General features: G+C 65.6%; 17 protein-coding genes. 4 read left to right on the top strand and 13 right to left on the bottom strand.

The window, feature by feature from the left end; translation table 11 throughout:
- Nucleotides 1–20 precede the first annotated feature (20 nt).
- Nucleotides 21–848 (bottom strand): hypothetical protein, encoded by an 828-nt coding sequence (locus tag KBI52_RS23380; RefSeq protein ID WP_210811917.1) that lies wholly within the window; start codon nucleotides 846–848, stop codon nucleotides 21–23.
- Nucleotides 849–1,140: 292 nt separating this feature from the next.
- Here KBI52_RS23380 and KBI52_RS23375 point away from each other — a divergent pair, with 292 nt between their 5' ends.
- Complete coding sequence (locus KBI52_RS23375; protein WP_210811916.1) at nucleotides 1,141–2,025, top strand: calcium-binding protein; 885 nt, start codon at nucleotides 1,141–1,143, stop codon at nucleotides 2,023–2,025.
- 259 nt (nucleotides 2,026–2,284) lie between these two features.
- On the top strand, nucleotides 2,285–2,440 hold the full coding sequence (locus KBI52_RS23370) for a DUF1127 domain-containing protein (RefSeq protein WP_173948181.1): 156 nt from the start codon (nucleotides 2,285–2,287) through the stop codon (nucleotides 2,438–2,440).
- Between the two features lie 79 nt (nucleotides 2,441–2,519).
- Here the strand turns inward: KBI52_RS23370 and KBI52_RS23365 are convergent, their stop codons facing one another.
- Nucleotides 2,520–3,278 carry a glucose 1-dehydrogenase gene (locus KBI52_RS23365; RefSeq protein ID WP_173948182.1) on the bottom strand — a complete coding sequence of 253 codons (759 nt, stop codon included), beginning with the start codon at nucleotides 3,276–3,278 and terminating at the stop codon, nucleotides 2,520–2,522.
- 86 nt (nucleotides 3,279–3,364) lie between these two features.
- On the opposite strand from KBI52_RS23365, the gene trmFO reads away from it, so the two are divergent.
- Nucleotides 3,365–4,783: a methylenetetrahydrofolate--tRNA-(uracil(54)-C(5))-methyltransferase (FADH(2)-oxidizing) TrmFO gene (trmFO, locus tag KBI52_RS23360; protein WP_210811915.1), complete on the top strand. Its 1,419-nt coding sequence runs from the start codon at nucleotides 3,365–3,367 to the stop codon at nucleotides 4,781–4,783.
- A 166-nt stretch (nucleotides 4,784–4,949) separates the two neighbouring features.
- Here trmFO and KBI52_RS23355 read toward each other — a convergent pair whose 3' ends face one another.
- The 5 genes from KBI52_RS23355 to yajC all read right to left on the bottom strand — a co-directional run bounded on the left by KBI52_RS23355 (nucleotide 4,950) and on the right by yajC (nucleotide 9,166).
- Nucleotides 4,950–5,792, bottom strand: a complete 843-nt coding sequence (locus KBI52_RS23355) for a phytoene/squalene synthase family protein (protein WP_210811914.1) — start codon at nucleotides 5,790–5,792, stop codon at nucleotides 4,950–4,952.
- Between the two features lies 1 nt (nucleotide 5,793).
- On the bottom strand, nucleotides 5,794–6,180 hold the full coding sequence (locus KBI52_RS23350; protein WP_210811913.1) for an Mth938-like domain-containing protein: 387 nt from the start codon (nucleotides 6,178–6,180) through the stop codon (nucleotides 5,794–5,796).
- Nucleotides 6,181–6,184: 4 nt separating this feature from the next.
- Nucleotides 6,185–7,123, bottom strand: coding sequence for a protein translocase subunit SecF (secF, locus tag KBI52_RS23345; protein WP_173948186.1), 939 nt, complete (start codon nucleotides 7,121–7,123; stop codon nucleotides 6,185–6,187).
- Nucleotides 7,124–7,135: 12 nt separating this feature from the next.
- Nucleotides 7,136–8,743 carry a protein translocase subunit SecD gene (gene secD / locus KBI52_RS23340; RefSeq protein ID WP_210811912.1) on the bottom strand — a complete coding sequence of 536 codons (1,608 nt, stop codon included), beginning with the start codon at nucleotides 8,741–8,743 and terminating at the stop codon, nucleotides 7,136–7,138.
- 90 nt (nucleotides 8,744–8,833) lie between these two features.
- On the bottom strand, nucleotides 8,834–9,166 hold the full coding sequence (gene yajC, locus KBI52_RS23335; RefSeq protein WP_247654589.1) for a preprotein translocase subunit YajC: 333 nt from the start codon (nucleotides 9,164–9,166) through the stop codon (nucleotides 8,834–8,836).
- Nucleotides 9,167–9,470: 304 nt separating this feature from the next.
- Between yajC and KBI52_RS23330 the strand changes: the two genes are divergently transcribed.
- The gene (locus tag KBI52_RS23330) at nucleotides 9,471–10,352 is read left to right on the top strand and encodes an ATP-binding protein (RefSeq protein ID WP_371823204.1); all 882 of its coding nucleotides are present in this window, start codon (nucleotides 9,471–9,473) and stop codon (nucleotides 10,350–10,352) included.
- 87 nt (nucleotides 10,353–10,439) lie between these two features.
- Here the strand turns inward: KBI52_RS23330 and KBI52_RS23325 are convergent, their stop codons facing one another.
- From KBI52_RS23325 to tatB, 6 genes are all read right to left on the bottom strand, one after another.
- Nucleotides 10,440–11,471 (bottom strand): peptidoglycan DD-metalloendopeptidase family protein, encoded by a 1,032-nt coding sequence (locus tag KBI52_RS23325; protein ID WP_262265574.1) that lies wholly within the window; start codon nucleotides 11,469–11,471, stop codon nucleotides 10,440–10,442.
- 345 nt (nucleotides 11,472–11,816) lie between these two features.
- Nucleotides 11,817–12,488 carry a protein-L-isoaspartate O-methyltransferase gene (locus tag KBI52_RS23320; protein WP_247654588.1) on the bottom strand — a complete coding sequence of 224 codons (672 nt, stop codon included), beginning with the start codon at nucleotides 12,486–12,488 and terminating at the stop codon, nucleotides 11,817–11,819.
- A gap of 25 nt (nucleotides 12,489–12,513) precedes the next feature.
- Nucleotides 12,514–13,278, bottom strand: coding sequence for a 5'/3'-nucleotidase SurE (surE, locus tag KBI52_RS23315; protein WP_210811909.1), 765 nt, complete (start codon nucleotides 13,276–13,278; stop codon nucleotides 12,514–12,516).
- Nucleotide 13,279: 1 nt separating this feature from the next.
- The gene (gene serS / locus KBI52_RS23310) at nucleotides 13,280–14,641 is read right to left on the bottom strand and encodes a serine--tRNA ligase (protein ID WP_210811908.1); all 1,362 of its coding nucleotides are present in this window, start codon (nucleotides 14,639–14,641) and stop codon (nucleotides 13,280–13,282) included.
- A gap of 105 nt (nucleotides 14,642–14,746) precedes the next feature.
- Nucleotides 14,747–15,550 (bottom strand): twin-arginine translocase subunit TatC, encoded by an 804-nt coding sequence (gene tatC, locus KBI52_RS23305; protein WP_173948193.1) that lies wholly within the window; start codon nucleotides 15,548–15,550, stop codon nucleotides 14,747–14,749.
- Nucleotides 15,547–16,173, bottom strand: a complete 627-nt coding sequence (gene tatB / locus KBI52_RS23300) for a Sec-independent protein translocase protein TatB (protein ID WP_173948194.1) — start codon at nucleotides 16,171–16,173, stop codon at nucleotides 15,547–15,549. Before tatB ends, tatC begins: the two co-directional genes overlap by 4 nt.
- Nucleotides 16,174–16,223 lie beyond the last annotated feature (50 nt).

The following is a 16,223-nucleotide window of genomic DNA, read 5'->3' as shown; positions in this document are numbered from 1 at the left end:
GGCTCACGCGGGCGTTGCGATTACTGGTTCGGGGTGCTGCCGCCCTGGGACGAGGAACCGCCCTGCTGCGGCAGGCGCATGTTCGTGGAGCTGCCGCCCGAGCTCGAGCTGCTGCCGCCCGAGTTGCCGCTCATGTCCGTCCGGCTGCGCGTCGAGACCGTTCCCGTCGTTTCAGGAGCGCTCGAGCGGGTTCGGCTGGTCGAAACATTCACGTCATTGGAGCGACGCTGCTCGAGCGACACGCCGACGCTCGGCGAGGTGTCCTGGGTCCGGCGGACCGTCGTGCGGCTCCTCACGGAAACGCTCGGCTCGTTGACCTCCTCGTAGCGGCGCACGGTCCGGCGGCGGACCTCCACCGGCTGCTCCTCGACCACATGATAGCGGCGCTTCTTCGACACGACCTTGTTGGTGCGCTTCGTCTTCTTCACAGCGACCTTCTTGGTGGGCTTCTTCTTCACCACCGTGCGATGAACCTCGGTATCGGGCTCCTCATAAGTGGTCACGCTGCGGCGGCGGGTCACCGAAACGCTCGGCTCGTCGATCTCGCGCACGGTCCGGGAGCGCACGGAAACGCCGGAGCGCTCGCGGGTCTCGATACCGACGCGGGTGCCGGATTCCTCACGGTTTCGGACATTGATCTGATCCCCGGAGCTTTCGCTGCGCGTGGCACCGGTCGTCTCCGTCTGGGCTCTGCTGCCGCCGGACTGGTTGCGCAGCATCTGGTTCGAACCCGAGGAGGATTGCGAGGTCGTGCTGGTGTTGCTGTTCGTATCCGTCTGCGTCGAAGTCTGTGCGTAGGCCGCGCTGCTCAGCAAGAGAAGGGCGGCACCGAGAGCGATTTTCTTCACGGGACCATCTCCATCACAGTAAAGGTGGGAGATGAACGCCAACCCGATGAGACTGTTCCCAATAACTTTAAGTAACCGATTTTATCCCGCAGGGGTGGGGCGAAGATGAACAAATGTTCAAGAATATGAACTTCCGAGATATCGTGAGCGCGGGTCAGGAGCGCTCACCCGCACCCATCAACCAACTCTTTACCACCGTGATGAACAATGCTCACCGGGGCGATACAGCTTAAGTTCACGTTCACAGCCATAGCTTAAGGCTATCGAGTGTTTTCATCGGGACAGAGCAGTCATGGCGGTTTTCAAGGCGTTCAACACAGCGGGTGTGGGCTTCAACATGTCCAGCACCGACAGCTCGGGCTGGGCGTTCATCGGGGCCAACCCCTCGGTGACGACGGATCTCGTTTACGATGACGGCACTGTCGCCGAGTACGAAATCGACGGCAGCCTGATCGTCGACTCCTTCACCGCCCGCTATTGGAGCGACGGCTACACCGTCGTGATCGACGACCTGGTCTACGAAAACTACGGCCAGACCATCCTGTCCATCGAGGATCTCAGTCTCTACACGACCGTCGACGAGCTTCAGGGCTATGCTTGGTATGTGACGATCAACGGAGGGAACGACACCTTCTATGGCAACGATTACAATGACGTCATCCGCGGCGGGACCGGCGACGATATCGTCTATTCCTACGACGGCGACGACATCGTGTACGGCGACAGCGGTGCCGACGATCTCTACGGTCTGTGGGGAGACGACGACCTGTACGGGGGCGCCGGCCGCGACATCGTGAGCGGCGGGGCCGGAAGTGATTACCTGAGCGGTGGCTTGGACAACGATACGCTGACCGGTGGTTCGGGCAAGGACTACTTCGTCTTCGATAAGCGGCCGACCCGGAGCAACGTCGACAAAATCACCGACTTCCGGCCGAGCGACGACACGATCATGCTCGACGGCCATGTCTTCACCCGGGCGGGACGCGACGGCTGGCTCTTGGCCGCAGCCTTCAATACCGGCTCAGCCGCCCGGGATGTCTCCGACCGGATCATCTACAACAAGCAGACAGGCGCCCTGCTCTACGATGCCGACGGGGTCGGCGGCGGCGTGGCCGTGAAGTTCGCCCAATTGAACGCCGGCCTGAGCCTGTCCAAGGCCGATTTCTTCATTTTCTAGGCCAAAGCGAACCTTGACAAGCCTGCCGGACGGCCCTGGAAACAGGGCCGCTTTCGTTGTCCGCTCCGAGCGTCCTTGGGGAGAGCCATTCCTCATTCGCAAATTGGTTAACGTGGCATTAGGACGTTATGCTACTAAAGCATAACAGACCTACATTATCACCACTCCTCTTTTGCAGTGCACCCACTTATATCCGCACTGCAAACGCAAGAACAAAGGCCACCGGTCAAAGGGGCCGGTCACTGTTTAGGAGCTTCCCATGTTCGTATCGTACATCCTGTCTAAGGTCCGCAGCTATATGCGTTATCGCGAGACCGTCCGTGAGCTTTCGCTGCTTTCCGACCGCGAGCTCGACGACCTCGGCATCTCTCGCTTCCAGATCGAGAGCATCGCTCGCCAGAACGCTTTGGCGTAAAACTACGCTGCATCGCAGCACAAGGCCCTAGCCCGCCCTCCGGCGGGCTTTCGCTTGTCGAGGCCCCTGTTGTGAGACGTCAGCGGCCGCCTGACACCGACAGGTTGGCCCCGGCGATGTAGGACGCCGCGTCCGATATCAGGAACAGCACGGCCTCGGCGATCTCCTCCGGCTCCCCGATCCGGTTCATGGGGATGTGGGGCCGAATGCGCTCCACCCGACCGGCATCCTGGGTGCTGCGCTCGTGGATGTCCGTCATGGTCATCCCCGGCGAGACGGCATTCACCCGGATCCCCTCGCTGGCCAGCTCCTTCGCCATCCCGATCGTCAGCGAGTCGACGGCGCCCTTCGAGGCCGCGTACCAGACATATTCGTTGGGACTGCCCAGGCTTGCGGCAACCGACGAGATGTTGACGATGGCGCCTCCGGGTCCGCCCCGGCTGGTGGAAAGGCGCCGGGCCGCCTCTCGGGCGACCCAGATCGCTCCTAGGACGTTCACCTCGATGCAGGCCCGGACGGCGTCCGAGTCAGCCTGCTCCAGCCGGCTCGACTTGCCGGTGATGCCCGCGTTGTTGACCACATGCGAGATCGGGCCGAGGGCAGATTGAGCCTCGTCGAACATCCGCACCACGTCGGCCTCCATGGCAACGTCGCCTTGGCACGCCACGGCAGCCGCTCCCGATGTGCGACAGGCCGCAAGCACGCGCTCGGCGGATTCGCGCTCGGACCGGTAGGTGATGGCGACATCGTAGCCACGCGCGGCGGCGAGCTGCGCCACCGCGGCCCCTATGCCGCGGCTTCCACCTGTAATAAGGACGACGGGGCGTCTGGATTGCATAGCGTTCTAAGCCTTCCCAATAGTCATTCGGCTCAACTTGACCAGCGCTCCCCAGGGAGTCAACAAAGCCGCTCGGGAGAATGATCATGAGCACCCTCAAACCCATCCATGTCATCGGCGGCGGACTCGCCGGTTCGGAAGCGGCCTGGCAGATCGCCCATGCGGGCGTCCCGGTCGTGCTGCACGAGATGCGCCCGGTTCGCGGCACCGATGCCCACAAGACCGAGGGTCTGGCGGAGCTCGTCTGCTCCAATTCCTTCCGCTCGGATGACCCCGAGGCCAATGCCGTGGGACTGCTGCACCAGGAGATGCGCAGTCTCGGCTCCCTGATCATGGCGAAGGGCGATGCCAACCAGGTTCCGGCCGGAGGCGCATTGGCGGTCGATCGCGACGGCTTCTCGAATGCGGTGACGGCCGCGCTCGAGGCACATCCTCTCGTCACCATCGAGCGGGGCGAAATCGCCGGCCTGCCGCCGGAGGAATGGTCTTCCGTGATCGTCGCCACCGGGCCCCTCACGTCGCCGGCTCTCGCAGAGGCCATTCTCACGCTCACGGGCGAGACGTCGCTCGCCTTCTTCGACGCCATCGCGCCGATCGTCTACCGCGAGTCCATCAACATGGACGTCGCCTGGTTCCAGTCGCGCTACGACAAGGTTGGACCGGGCGGCACCGGCAAGGACTACATCAACTGCCCCATGACCAGGGAGCAGTACGAGGCCTTCGTCGATGCGCTGATTGCCGGCGACAAGACCGAGTTCAAGGAATGGGAGGCCGACACGCCGTATTTCGACGGTTGCCTGCCGATCGAGGTTATGGCCGAGCGCGGCCGCGAGACCTTGCGCCACGGACCGATGAAGCCGGTCGGCCTCACCGACCCGCGCAATCCCGACATTAAGCCCTATGCCATCGTGCAGCTTCGCCAGGACAACGCGCTCGGGACCCTGTTCAACATGGTGGGGTTCCAGACCAAGCTGAAATACGGCGCGCAGACCGCGGTCCTGCGCATGATCCCGGGCCTGGAGAATGCCGAGTTCGCGCGCCTCGGCGGCATTCACCGCAACACCTACCTCAACTCACCCAAGCTTCTCGATCCGACCCTGCGCCTGAAGGCGATGCCACGCCTGCGCTTCGCGGGCCAGATCACCGGCTGCGAGGGCTACGTCGAGAGCGCCGCCGTCGGTCTCATGACCGGCCGCTTCGCCGCTGCCGAGCGGCTCGGCCGGCCGATCGAGCCCCTGCCGCACACCACGGCGCTCGGGGCGCTGATCAACCACATCACGGGCGGGCATATCGAGACCATCGACGAGGGGCCGCGCTCCTTCCAGCCCATGAACGTGAATTTCGGGCTCTTCCCGCCTCTGGCCCATGCTCCGAAGGCGGAGGACGGCAAGCGCCTGCGCGGCCCCGCCAAGGCCGTCGCCCGCAAGAAGGCGCTGACGGACAGGGCCAGGGCAGATCTGGCGGCCTGGCTCTCAGGTGGGGTCCTGCCCGCTGCGGCCGAGTAAGCCGGCTCCCGGGACGCTCCCCGGGCCGCTCCGTGCCATCCGGGAACAGATGCTCCTCACGTCGTGGCCGGCCTTGCGCCGGCCATCCCAATACGGAAGAGCGCGGCGCTTCAACGAAGCGGGATCACCGGCACAAGGCCGGTGACGACACGGGACGGGCTCCTCTCTAGAACGGTCCGCGCCAGAGCGCCCAGATCCGCCGCCATTGCGGCAGGTCCACGGGCGTGTGGAACGGATCGTAGCCTCGCCGCTCCATGGCCCTGAGATAGGGCTCGACCAAGGCGAGCGGCTGAAAGGCCGGCTTGGCCGCATCGGGAATGGTGGCGCGCAGCTTGCGTGCCTGTTCGAGGTGCCTGCGGGCGACCGCGCGGAGATCGGCTAGGGCGCGGTTGAGACCGGGCCCGCCGCGTCCGGTCACGATGTCCTCGCGCACGACCCCGTGGCGGGCCAGGAGATCGGCCGGGATATAGACCTGCCCCTGCCGTGCATGATGCGGGAAGGCCCGAAGAAGCCCGGTGACGGCATAGGCCACGCCTGCATGCCCCGCCGCATCGGCCGTACCCGGATTGGAGCCGTCGGCGAGGACGAGGCTCGCAAGCTGGATGAGGCTGGACGAGGTCTCGCCGCAATAGCCCTCGAGATCATTCAGGCTCGGCATGGGATCGTCGTAAAGGTCGAAGATCCGGGCATCGATCAGGTCGACGAAGGACTGACGGGGCAGCCGGAACTGGACGATGGTATCGTCCAGCGCGGCCGCCACGGGGTTCGCCCGCACGTCGCCCCTCGCCTCGCCCTGCAGGGCGTCGCGCCACCATTGCAGGCGGATCTCGCCGACGAGCGCCTCCCGCACCGCTTCGCGGACGCGGGCCACCTCGAAGTTGAAGGCGTAGAGCGCATAGAGGTGGGGACGCTTCTCGGCAGGCGCGAACAGGCTCGCCCAGTACCGGTCCGGATCGGCCTCGCGCACGAGCGCTTCGCAATGGGCGAAGTTGGCAATCGCTTCCGCCATGTCAGGGAACGGCGATCAGGGCGGCGCCGACCTTGCGGTTCTCGGCGAGCAAAATGTTGTACGTGCGCGCGGCAGCCCCCGTCTGCATCACGTCGAGCCCGATCCCGGCCTCGCGAAAGCGCGTGCGGAACCCCGCCGGAATGGCCGCGATGTCGGCGCCCGTGCCGAGCAGCAGGAGATCGATGGCATCGGCCTCGGCGAAGATCGGGTCGAGCGCCTCGTCGGTCAGCTCGGCCACGGAACCGACCGGCCAGGCCCGAATCCCCGAAGGCAGGGCCAGCAGGGAGCCACGATGGGACATGTCCCCGAAGCGAAAGCCGCCGTTGCCGTAGGCGTCGAACGGATAGCGTCCCGGCAGGAAGCCGTCATAGAGGCGACCATCGCTCATGGTCCTACTCCGCTGCGGCGGCCCTGCCCTCCGGCACCTTGACGGTCTCCGACCCGCGCAGGCCGATATAGATCAGCATGGGCGACGAGATGCAGATGGCCGAGTACGTACAGATGACGACCCCGTAGAGCATGACCTGCGCGAAGCCCTGGATCGCCTGTCCGCCGAAGAGGACCAGAGCCAGGAGCGACAGCGCCGTCGTGGTCGCCGTCATGATCGTGCGGGACATGGTGGTGTTGATCGAGAGATTCAACAGCTCTTCCGCAGGCATAGCCTTGTAGCGACGCATCAGCTCGCGGGTCCTGTCGAACACCACCACCGTCTCGTTGAGCGAATAGCCCACGATGGTGAGGATCGCGGCGATCGACGTCATGTTGAACTCGTGACGGGTGATCACGAAGAACCCGATGGTGAGCACGATGTCGTGGAGCGTGCCGATGATCGATGCCACCGCCAGCTCCCGCTCGAAGCGGAACCAGAGATAGAACAGAACCGCGATCACCGAGAGCACGATGCCGATGGTGCCCGACTGGACGAGTTCGCCCGACACGCGCGGGCCGACCGTCTCGACGCGGCGGAAATCGTAGTCGTTGCCAAAGGTGTCGCGGGCCTTCTGCACCACAGCCGTCTGCGCGGCCTCGCCGCCCGATTGGATGGGGAAACGCAGCGAGACCTCGCCGGTGCCGCCGAATTCCTGGACCTCCACGTCGCCGAAGCCGAAGCTCTCGGCGGTCTGGCGGATCTGGGCGACGTTGGCCTGACCGGACTTGGCCTGGATCTCCATGAGCGTTCCGCCCTTGAAGTCGATGCCGAAGTTTAGCCCGACCGTCATCAGAACGATGGCGGTCGCCACCGAGATCAGGGCCGACAGCGGAAACGAGTAGCGCCGCAGGCGCATGAAGTCGAAGTGGGAGTTTTCGGGCCAGAGGCGGATGAGGCGCACGATACGCACTCCTTAAAACGGAAGGGCTTTGGGACGCATCCACTGATACCAGAGCGCGATCATCATGCGCGTCAGGGTAACGGCGGTGATCACCGTCGTCAGGATGCCGAGAATGAACACGACCGCGAAGCCGCGCACCGGACCGGAGCCGAGGAAGAACAGGATCACGGCGGCAATCGCCATGGTGCTGTTGGAATCCACGATGGTCGCGAAGGCCCGGTCGAAGCCGGCCTGGATGCCCGACACGATGGACCGGCCGGCATGCACCTCTTCGCGGATGCGCTCGTAGATGAGCACGTTCGAGTCCACGGCCGTGCCGATGGTGAGCACAATGCCGGCGATGCCCGGCAGGGTCAGGGTCGCTTCCAGTACGGACATGAGACCGAAGATCAGGCCCACATGGACGAGGAGCGCGATGTTCGCGATGAGGCCGAAGACACCGTAAGTGGCGAACATGAAGATCACCACGAAGATGGCTGCCACATAGGTGGCCATCTTGCCGGCCTCGATGGAATCGCGTCCGAGGCCCGGGCCGACGGTGCGCTCTTCCACGATGGTGAGCTTGGCAGGCAGCGCGCCGGAGCGGAGCAGGACCGCGAGATTGTTGACCTGCTCGACCGTGAAGCTGCCGGAGATCTGGCCGGAGCCGCCCGTGATGGGCGACTGGATCGTCGGCGCCGAGATCACCCGGTTGTCGAGCACGATCGCGAGCTGACGGCCCAGGTTCTCCGTGGTGGCCTGGCCAAAGCGCTGCGCCCCGCGGATGTTGAAGCGGAAGTTGACGATCGGCTGGCGGGTCTGGCTGTCGAAGGCCGGCTGGGCATCCGTCAGATCGCCACCTTCGGCGATCACTCGGCGCTCGACGGGCACGCGCTGTCCGCCGGCATCCTCCATGGGGAGCAGGTCGACGTCGGTCGCGCCCGGCTGGGCCAGCAGGCGGAACTCGAGATTGCCGGTCTCGCCGAGAAGAGCCTTCAGCTGCTGCGGGTCCTGGAGGCCGGGAACCTGGACGAGAATGCGGTCGGCGCCCTGGCGCTGGATGCTCGGCTCCGTCGTCCCGCCGAAGTCAATGCGGCGACGGACGACCTCGATGGACTGGTCGACGGCGCGGCGCACGCGCTCGTTGATGCCCGCATCCGTGTAGGTCAGCGTGATCACGCCGTCCGGACTGGTGTTGATCGCGATGGTGTTGTTACCGCTCTGGCCGATCACGGCATTGCCGATCGGCTGCGACAACTCCCTCAAGCGCGGCAGCAGCCGGTCGCGATCCGCGGCATCGGGCACGCGGATCTGCACGCCCCGCTGGACGGTCTGGATGCCGTTCTGGGACGATACGCGGGTATCGCGCAGGATGCGGCGGACGTCGTCGCGCAGAAGCGTGACCTGGCCGCGCAGCAGATCCTGGGCGTCGACCTCGAGGAGGACGTGGGAGCCGCCCTGCAGGTCGAGTCCCAGGACGATGGCGCGGGACGGTACGAGCCAGGACGGGACCCAGCTCGGGACGGCGTTCAGGAAAGCCTGACGCTGCTCGCGATTCATCATGCTCGGAACCGCAAGAAGCAGGCCGATCACAATGATCGCCACGGTGGCGATGATCTTCGACCTCGAGAAGCGCAGCATCGTCAGCTCAACCTTTCTCACTCACCTGGCCGCATTCTGGAGCGGCGAACCGGCCCTGGTCCCAAATGGAAGGGCCGGCCTTTTGTCACATCAGGCCTTGACCGGCTCGCTCTTGGAGCGGACCTCGGAGATCATGGCACGGGCCACCTTCACCTTCACGCCGTCGGCGATCTCGACCTCGACATCGGCCGAATCCTCGAGGACCTTGGTCACCTTTCCGATGATGCCGCCGGACGTGACGACCGTATCGCCGCGTCGGACGTTCTTGATCATCTCCTGGTGGGCCTTCACCCGGCGCTGCTGCGGACGGATGATCAGGAACCACATGATGACGAATATGAGGATGAACGGAACGAATTGAAGGATCATCTCCGTTCCGCCCCCGGCCGGGGCCCCTTGTGCGAAGGCAGGTGAAATGAACAAGCGGCTCTCCATGGATAAAGGCGCGTGGCAGGCCCGTTTTGGGCCCACCCGCGCCGGACGGGATTACAAAGCGTGGCGGACTATACCCATCGACTCGCCGAAATCAATGAAGTTGAAGGCCTTTCCCAAGGCTCCTGCAGGGCTGCGGCCCTCCGGGGTCGGCCGCAGAGCCGGTTTCGCAGGACCGCACCCCCGGGCCGAACCCGGCGCTCCCCTGCGACAGGCGGCATTTTTGCTCCGGAGCCGGATCCCCTTCGTGGAAAAATGCGCTAAGCACGGCTTCCTCACCCATGCTTGAAGTCAGATGCCCATGCCCGCCGATCTCACCTCCCCCGAATCCCTGGCGCTTTTGACGCGGATCGCCGAGGCCCTGGAGCGCCTCACCCCCGCCACCGCGGCTCACGCCGACGTGACCGGAGCCGATGCCTTCGTCTGGCAGGCGGCCGGCCGCCGGCTTTCTCCCGTGCCGAAGGTGAACCGGGTCGAGATGAGCCTCCTGCGCGGCATCGACCGGGTCCGGGACCAGCTTGCGGAGAACACGCAGCGCTTCGCGCGAGGCCTGCCGGCGAACAACGCCCTGCTCTGGGGCGCCCGCGGCATGGGCAAATCGTCCTTGGTCAAGGCGGTCCATGCCGAGATCAACCACTCCAAGCCTGCCGATGCACGCCCCCTCAAGCTGATCGAGATCCACCGGGAGGATATCGAGACCCTGCCCGATCTCATGGGACTGCTGCGGGCCGACCCCCACCGCTTCATCGTGTTCTGCGACGATCTCTCGTTCGATGCGGACGACACCTCCTACAAGTCGCTGAAGGCCGTGCTGGAAGGCGGCATCGAGGGCCGGCCCGACAACGTGATCTTCTACGCCACCTCGAACCGGCGCCACCTGCTGCCGCGCGACATGATGGAGAACGAGCGCTCGACCGCCATCAACCCGGGCGAGGCGGTCGAGGAGAAGGTCTCCCTGTCCGACCGGTTCGGCCTCTGGCTCGGCTTCCACAAATGCAGCCAGGACGAGTATCTCGACATGGTCTTCGCCTATGTCGACCATCTCGGCCTCCAGGCGGACCGTGACGCCGTCCGCGCGGAGGCCCTGGAATGGGCCACCACCCGCGGCGCACGCTCGGGACGTACGGCCTGGCAGTTCATTCAGGATCTCGCCGGGCGCCTCGGCAAGGCGATCTGAAACGGCAAGGGGACGGTGGCTGAGCTCCACCGTCCCCTCATTCGACCAGCTTCGACAGGCGGAAGCTGACCTGAACCGTTGATCCGATCAGCCGCCGAGATGCTTCATGGGGTCAACCGGCTGGGCGCCCTTGCGGATCTCGAAGTGGAGCTGCGGCGAGGTCACGTTGCCGGTCTGGCCGGACGTGGCGATCACCTGGCCGCGCTTCACCTGCTCGCCGCGCTTGACGTTGAGCGAACCGTTATGGGCATAGGCCGAGACGAAGCCGTTCTCGTGCTTGATCAGGACGAGGTTGCCGTAGCCCTTCACTTCGCTGCCGGCATAGGTCACGGTGCCGGCCTCGGCCGCCTTGACCGGCGTGCCTTCGGGAACCGCGATATTGATGCCCTCGTTGCCGCCATTGGCGCCGAAACCGGCGATGACGCGGCCGCGGGCCGGCCAGCGGAAATCGCCGGAGACGCTTGCGGTCTGCTCGGGCTCTGCCACCGGAGCCTTTGCGGCTTCCGGCTGCGGCGCCGGAGCGACCGGCTGCACGACGGCAGGCTTCACCGGCTCGGGCTGGGTCAGGGCGGCAACCTTGGGCTGCTCAACGACCGGCTTCGGAGCGGGCGCCAGAGGCTTCGGCGCGGACACGAGCGGCTCGTTCGTGGCGGACGCGACCTGCATCGGAGCTGACCTTGCGGGTGCGGCAGGAGCCGGAGCCTGAGCGGTCGACGTCATACCGGGGCGAACACGCTTCACCGGCTCGGCGGCGGCAACCGGCGTCGTGGCGGCCGGAGTCTTGGACGTGTCGACGAGGCGGAATTTCGGCTGGCCGGCCGGCTGCGCCGGGACCGATTGAGCGACCGGCACGGGGCGCGGCTGGATCGGGGCGGGAGCGGCGGCGATGCGGGTGGGCTGCGGCAGGGGCTGGGACTGGGACTGCACGGGCGGCAGGGCCTGGGCCTGCACCGACGGTGTCGGCATCGGGGCTGGGGCATAGGACGGCGTCGGCTGAGGCGAGGACGACGCGGTGGTGTCCATGCGCTCGCTGGCCGCGAAGGGATTTGAGAACGGGTTCTCGGCGAACCGCGCACTATCGGTACTGCAGGCTGCCGCCGCACTGCCGATCAAACCCACCAAGGCGATCCGCGACACCGCAACCCAATGCCCAGAACACTCACGCAACCGCATCACTCAACCCCAACCGAACGCAACTCGATGGAGCCATTAAAAGCCTGTTCAGGTTAAGCATCGGTTGACGCTGCCTGGATTCTCGTAACCTTGTCCGAAAAAATTTGGTTCGGTTCGGAACACTCCCAAAAGCCGACATGTTTTTGGCCCGATTCCCTGGCGCATCGGACGCGAGAGTGGACTTGCACTTCTGGGACCGACCCGATGCTTCTTTCTGAATAAGCGCATCGCTGGGCGCGGAAAACCGGGCCCATTTTTCACTGACGCCGCCCGCTGGGTCCGCACGATACGCTAGAGGGTCGCCGCAACGCCGGTGACGAGAGGCGAAATGCGCAAGGATGCGCCGAACGTCTGCGTCAGCGCACCCTCGGCGTCGCGGTCGATCCGCACGAGATGGGGCCCGCTCTCCTTCGTGATCGCGCCGATCAGACGGCTGCCCGGGCCGAGGAGAGACGTGACGGTCTGTGGGATCTCGGGGCGTGCGCCGTTGAGCAGAATGCGGTCGAAGCGGTCCCGGACACGCGCCGCCAATCCGTCTCCCACCTCCAGCCGGACCTTGTCCGCGTCGACGATCTTGAGATGCTGCGCCGCGCTCTCCGCCAAGGTGTTGAAGCGCTCGACGCTGGTGACCTCGGCGCCGAGCCTCGCCAGCAGCGCCGTCACGTAGCCGCTGCCGGTTCCGATCTCCAGCACGCGCTGACCCGGCTGGACACCGAGCGCCAGCAGCATGGCCGCGACCGTCGCCGGTCCCGTCATGGTCTGGCCGCAGGGCAACGGCAGGGCGACATCCGTGCGCGCCAGGTCGGTGAAGCGGCGCGGCGCGAACACCTCGCGAGGCACGAGCTCCATCGCGCGCAGCAGCGCCGTGTCGCGGATGCCTTTGGCGCGCAGGGACAGGATGAAGGACGCAGCACCGATCGCCTCCTGCTCGTCGCGGGGCTCCGCTTCAGGCAGGAAAGGCATGTCCTGGTTCATCGCGCCGGCACCCTCATCGGTCGAAAGCCTGCGCGTAGCGCGTCAGCGTCGGCTCGTCGGTCATGTCGATGCGCAGCGGTGTCACGGCAATGCGCCGATGGGCGATCGCCCACAGATCGGTGCCGTTGCCGGGCGTGAAGGGCCGGCGCTCGAATGCGATCCAGAAATAGGGATTGCCGCGTCCGTCGCGGCGCTCGTCGAGGCGCAGAAGCTCCTGCGTGCGCTGCCCCTGGTTGACGAGAGCCGTTCCCTCGACCTCGTCGGGCTCGCAATCCGGAAAATTCACATTGACCAGGATGCCCTTGTCGATTCCGGCCTCGAGGATCCGACGCACGACCTTGGGGCCGTGGTGCTCGGCGCAGTGCCAGCGCGGCGCGTTGCGCGTGCCGGGTCCGTAGGCCTGGGATAGGGCAATGGATGGGATGCCCAGGATCGTGCCCTCGATGGCTCCCGCAACCGTCCCCGAATAGGTCACGTCCTCAGCCACGTTCTGTCCCCGGTTGACCCCGGAGAGAACGAGGTCGGGCCTGGCGTCCTGCATGAGATGACGCGCGCCCATGATCACGCAGTCGGTCGGCGTTCCCTTCACGGCGAAGTGCCGCTCCGAGATCTCGCGCAGGCGCAGAGGATCATTGAGGGACAGCGAGTGGGCGACGCCGCTCTGGTCGGTCTCGGGCGCGACGACCCACACGTCGTCCGAGAGGTTGCGGGCGATCGCCTCCAGGGTCTTCAGGCCAGGAGCATGAATGCCGTCGTCGTTGGTGCAGAGAATGCGCATGTCAGGCCTGACGTTCGATGCGGGCCATCCCGCCCATGTAGGGCTGCAGCGCCGACGGAATCGCAACGCTGCCGTCCTCGTTCTGGTAGTTCTCGAGAACGGCCACGAGCGTGCGGCCGACCGCGAGCCCGGAGCCGTTGAGCGTATGCACGAAACGCGGCTGCTTCTCGCCCGCGGCGCGGTAGCGCGCATTCATGCGGCGGGCCTGGAAATCCGAACAGACCGAGCAGCTCGAGATCTCGCGGTACATGCCTTGCCCCGGCAGCCACACCTCGATGTCGTAGGTCTTGGTCGACGAGAAACCCATGTCGCCCGTGCAGAGCGTCATGGTGCGGAACGGAAGCTCCAGCTTCTTCAGCACGTTCTCGGCGCTCGCGAGCATGCGCTCGTGCTCGTCGGCGGACGTTTCGGGCGTGGTGATCGAGACGAGTTCGCACTTCACGAACTGGTGCTGGCGGATCATGCCGCGGGTGTCGCGCCCGGCGGATCCGGCCTCGGCGCGGAAGCTCGGGGTCAGCGCCGTGAAGCGCAGCGGAAGCTGCTCCTCCGAAAGGATCTGCTCGCGCACGAGGTTGGTGAGCGTGACCTCTGCGGTCGGGATCATGCCGTAGCGCGTGTCCTTGATCATCCTGCCGATGGCCTCGCGCGGCTGCCCGTCGAGGGCCGCCTGCACGACCTGTTCCAACGTATTCCCGGGGAAGGCCCAGAACTGGTCGTCCTCGAATTTCGGCAGCTGCGCCGTGCCGAACATGGCGTCATCGCGCACCAGCAGCGGTGGGTTCACTTCCGTGTAGCCGTGCTCGGTCGTGTGCAGGTCGATCATGAACTGCCCGAGCGCCCGCTCGAGCCGGGCCAGTGCGCCCTTGAGCACCACGAAGCGCGAGCCGGAGAGCTTCGCGGCCGTCTCGAAATCCATCAGACCGAGGGCCTCGCCGAGCTCGAAATGCTGCTTGGCGCTGTTGAGGGTCGGCGGCGTGCCGAAGCGGTGACGCTCCACATTGCCGTGCTCGTCCAGTCCGAACGGGACATCCTCTTTGGGAATGTTGGGAATCGCCGAAAGGGCCTCGAACAAGGCCTTTTCGGCGGCGCGCTCGGCCTCCTCCAGGTCCGGCGTCGTTTCCTTGATCCGGGCGACCTCGGCCATCAGCTCCTGGGCCCGCGCCTCGTCCTTTTTCGCCTTGGCCTGGCCGATTTCCTTGGACAGGGCGTTACGGCGCTCGGTGGCGGCCTGCAGGGCGGAAACGGCGCTCTTGCGCCGGTCGTCGAGGGCGATCAGCTGCGCGGACAGGGGCTCCATGCCCCGGTTCCGGAGGCCTTGGTCGAAAGCCGCGGGGTTCTCGCGGATGGAACGGATGTCGTGCATGGGATCAGGACCTGCTTCGTCAGGCAGTCCCGCCCATCAGAACAAGACCGCCCCTTCAACTCTTGCCGAGGACGGCGGCCGATGCGAGGGACCTCTTCGAGGCCCCTACTCCTCTGCCGCGCGCGCGGCCTCGGCCTCCGCACGCTTCTTCTCGACCATGGTGACGGAGAAGATGGATGCCTCGTAAAGAAGCAAGGTGGGGATCGCAAGGGCGAACTGGCTGATCACGTCCGGCGGCGTGAGAACCGCCGCGATCACGAACACGATGACCACGGCGTAGCGACGCTTGTCCTTGAGGAACTGCGAGTCGATGATCCCGGCCCGGGCCAGAAGGGTCAGGACGACCGGCAGCTGGAAGCAGATGCCGAACGCGAAGATGAGCGTCATGATCAGTGACAGGTACTCGCTGACCTTGGGCAGGAACTCGATGCTGGGGCTCGTATCCGTAGCCAATTGCTGCATGCCCACGGAGAACCGCATGAGCAGCGGCATGGCGATGAAATACACGCAGGCCGCCCCGACGACGAAGAGGACCGGGGTCGCGATCAGGTACGGCACAAAGGCCCGACGCTCGTTCTTGTAGAGACCGGGCGCGACGAACTTGTAGATCTGCATGGCGATGACCGGAAAGGCCATGAAGCCGGCCCCGAAGGCCGCAACCTGAATCTGGGTGAACAGATATTCGAGGCCGTGCGTATAGACCAGGTGAGCCCGCTCCGGCGAGCCGACCGCCAGGACGTAGGGCCAGACCAGCGCGTTGTAGATGTATTTGGCGGCGGCGAAGCAGACGAAGAACATCACCACGAAGGCGGCGAGCGCCTTGATCAGGCGCGAGCGCAACTCGGTCAGATGCTCGATCAGAGGCGCGCGCGATGCCTCGACCTCATCCTCTTCAACGGCGGTGGTCATCCGGCTTTTGCGTCCGCTTTTCTGGGCTGTTCTGAAAGTTGTTCGGCGAGGGCCGCCTGCTGGGCCTCGTACTCGGCCTCGCGGCGCAGGGACTCGGCGATCTCGGCGGCCGGATCGACCAGCGGGGGCGCCGGCAGGTCGACGAGCGGATCCACGGGACGCGAATCCACAGGATCCGGCGCCCGCCCCTCCACGACGGCCTGGACCGTTGCGTCGGAGGCCGCAGGAACAGGCGGCGGCGCATCGGCCACCGCCGGCTGATCGGATGTCACGGGCCCGGAGGTCACTTGCGGAACGTCCGCCTCGTTCGCCGGCTTGGGGGCCTTTTCAGGCGCCTCGATCGAGGTCTTCAGCTCGTCCCGGATCGTTTGGATCGGGTTGAAGTCCGTGCTGCCGATGGAGGTGACGGAATCGTTCACGCCCTGGAGCTGCTTCTTGACCTCGTCGAGTTCGGCCTCGCGCATGGCCTCGTTGAATTGCCCCTGGAACTCCGCCGCCATGCGGCGAAGCTTTCCGGTCACCTGCCCGACGGTCCGCAGGGCCTTGGGCAGATCCTTCGGGCCGATCACGATCAGCGCAACGGCACCGATCACCATGATCTCACCCCAGCTCATGTCCAACATGACGTGGCCTCGAACCTGCCCTTTACGTACTCACGCGTACTGACACGCCG

The organism is Microvirga sp. HBU67558, from assembly GCF_018069605.1.
In the GTDB taxonomy this organism is placed as follows: domain Bacteria; phylum Pseudomonadota; class Alphaproteobacteria; order Rhizobiales; family Beijerinckiaceae; genus Microvirga; species Microvirga terrae.
Note: the sequence above shows the minus strand (reverse complement) of the source record. Positions and strands in the feature narration are given on the sequence as shown.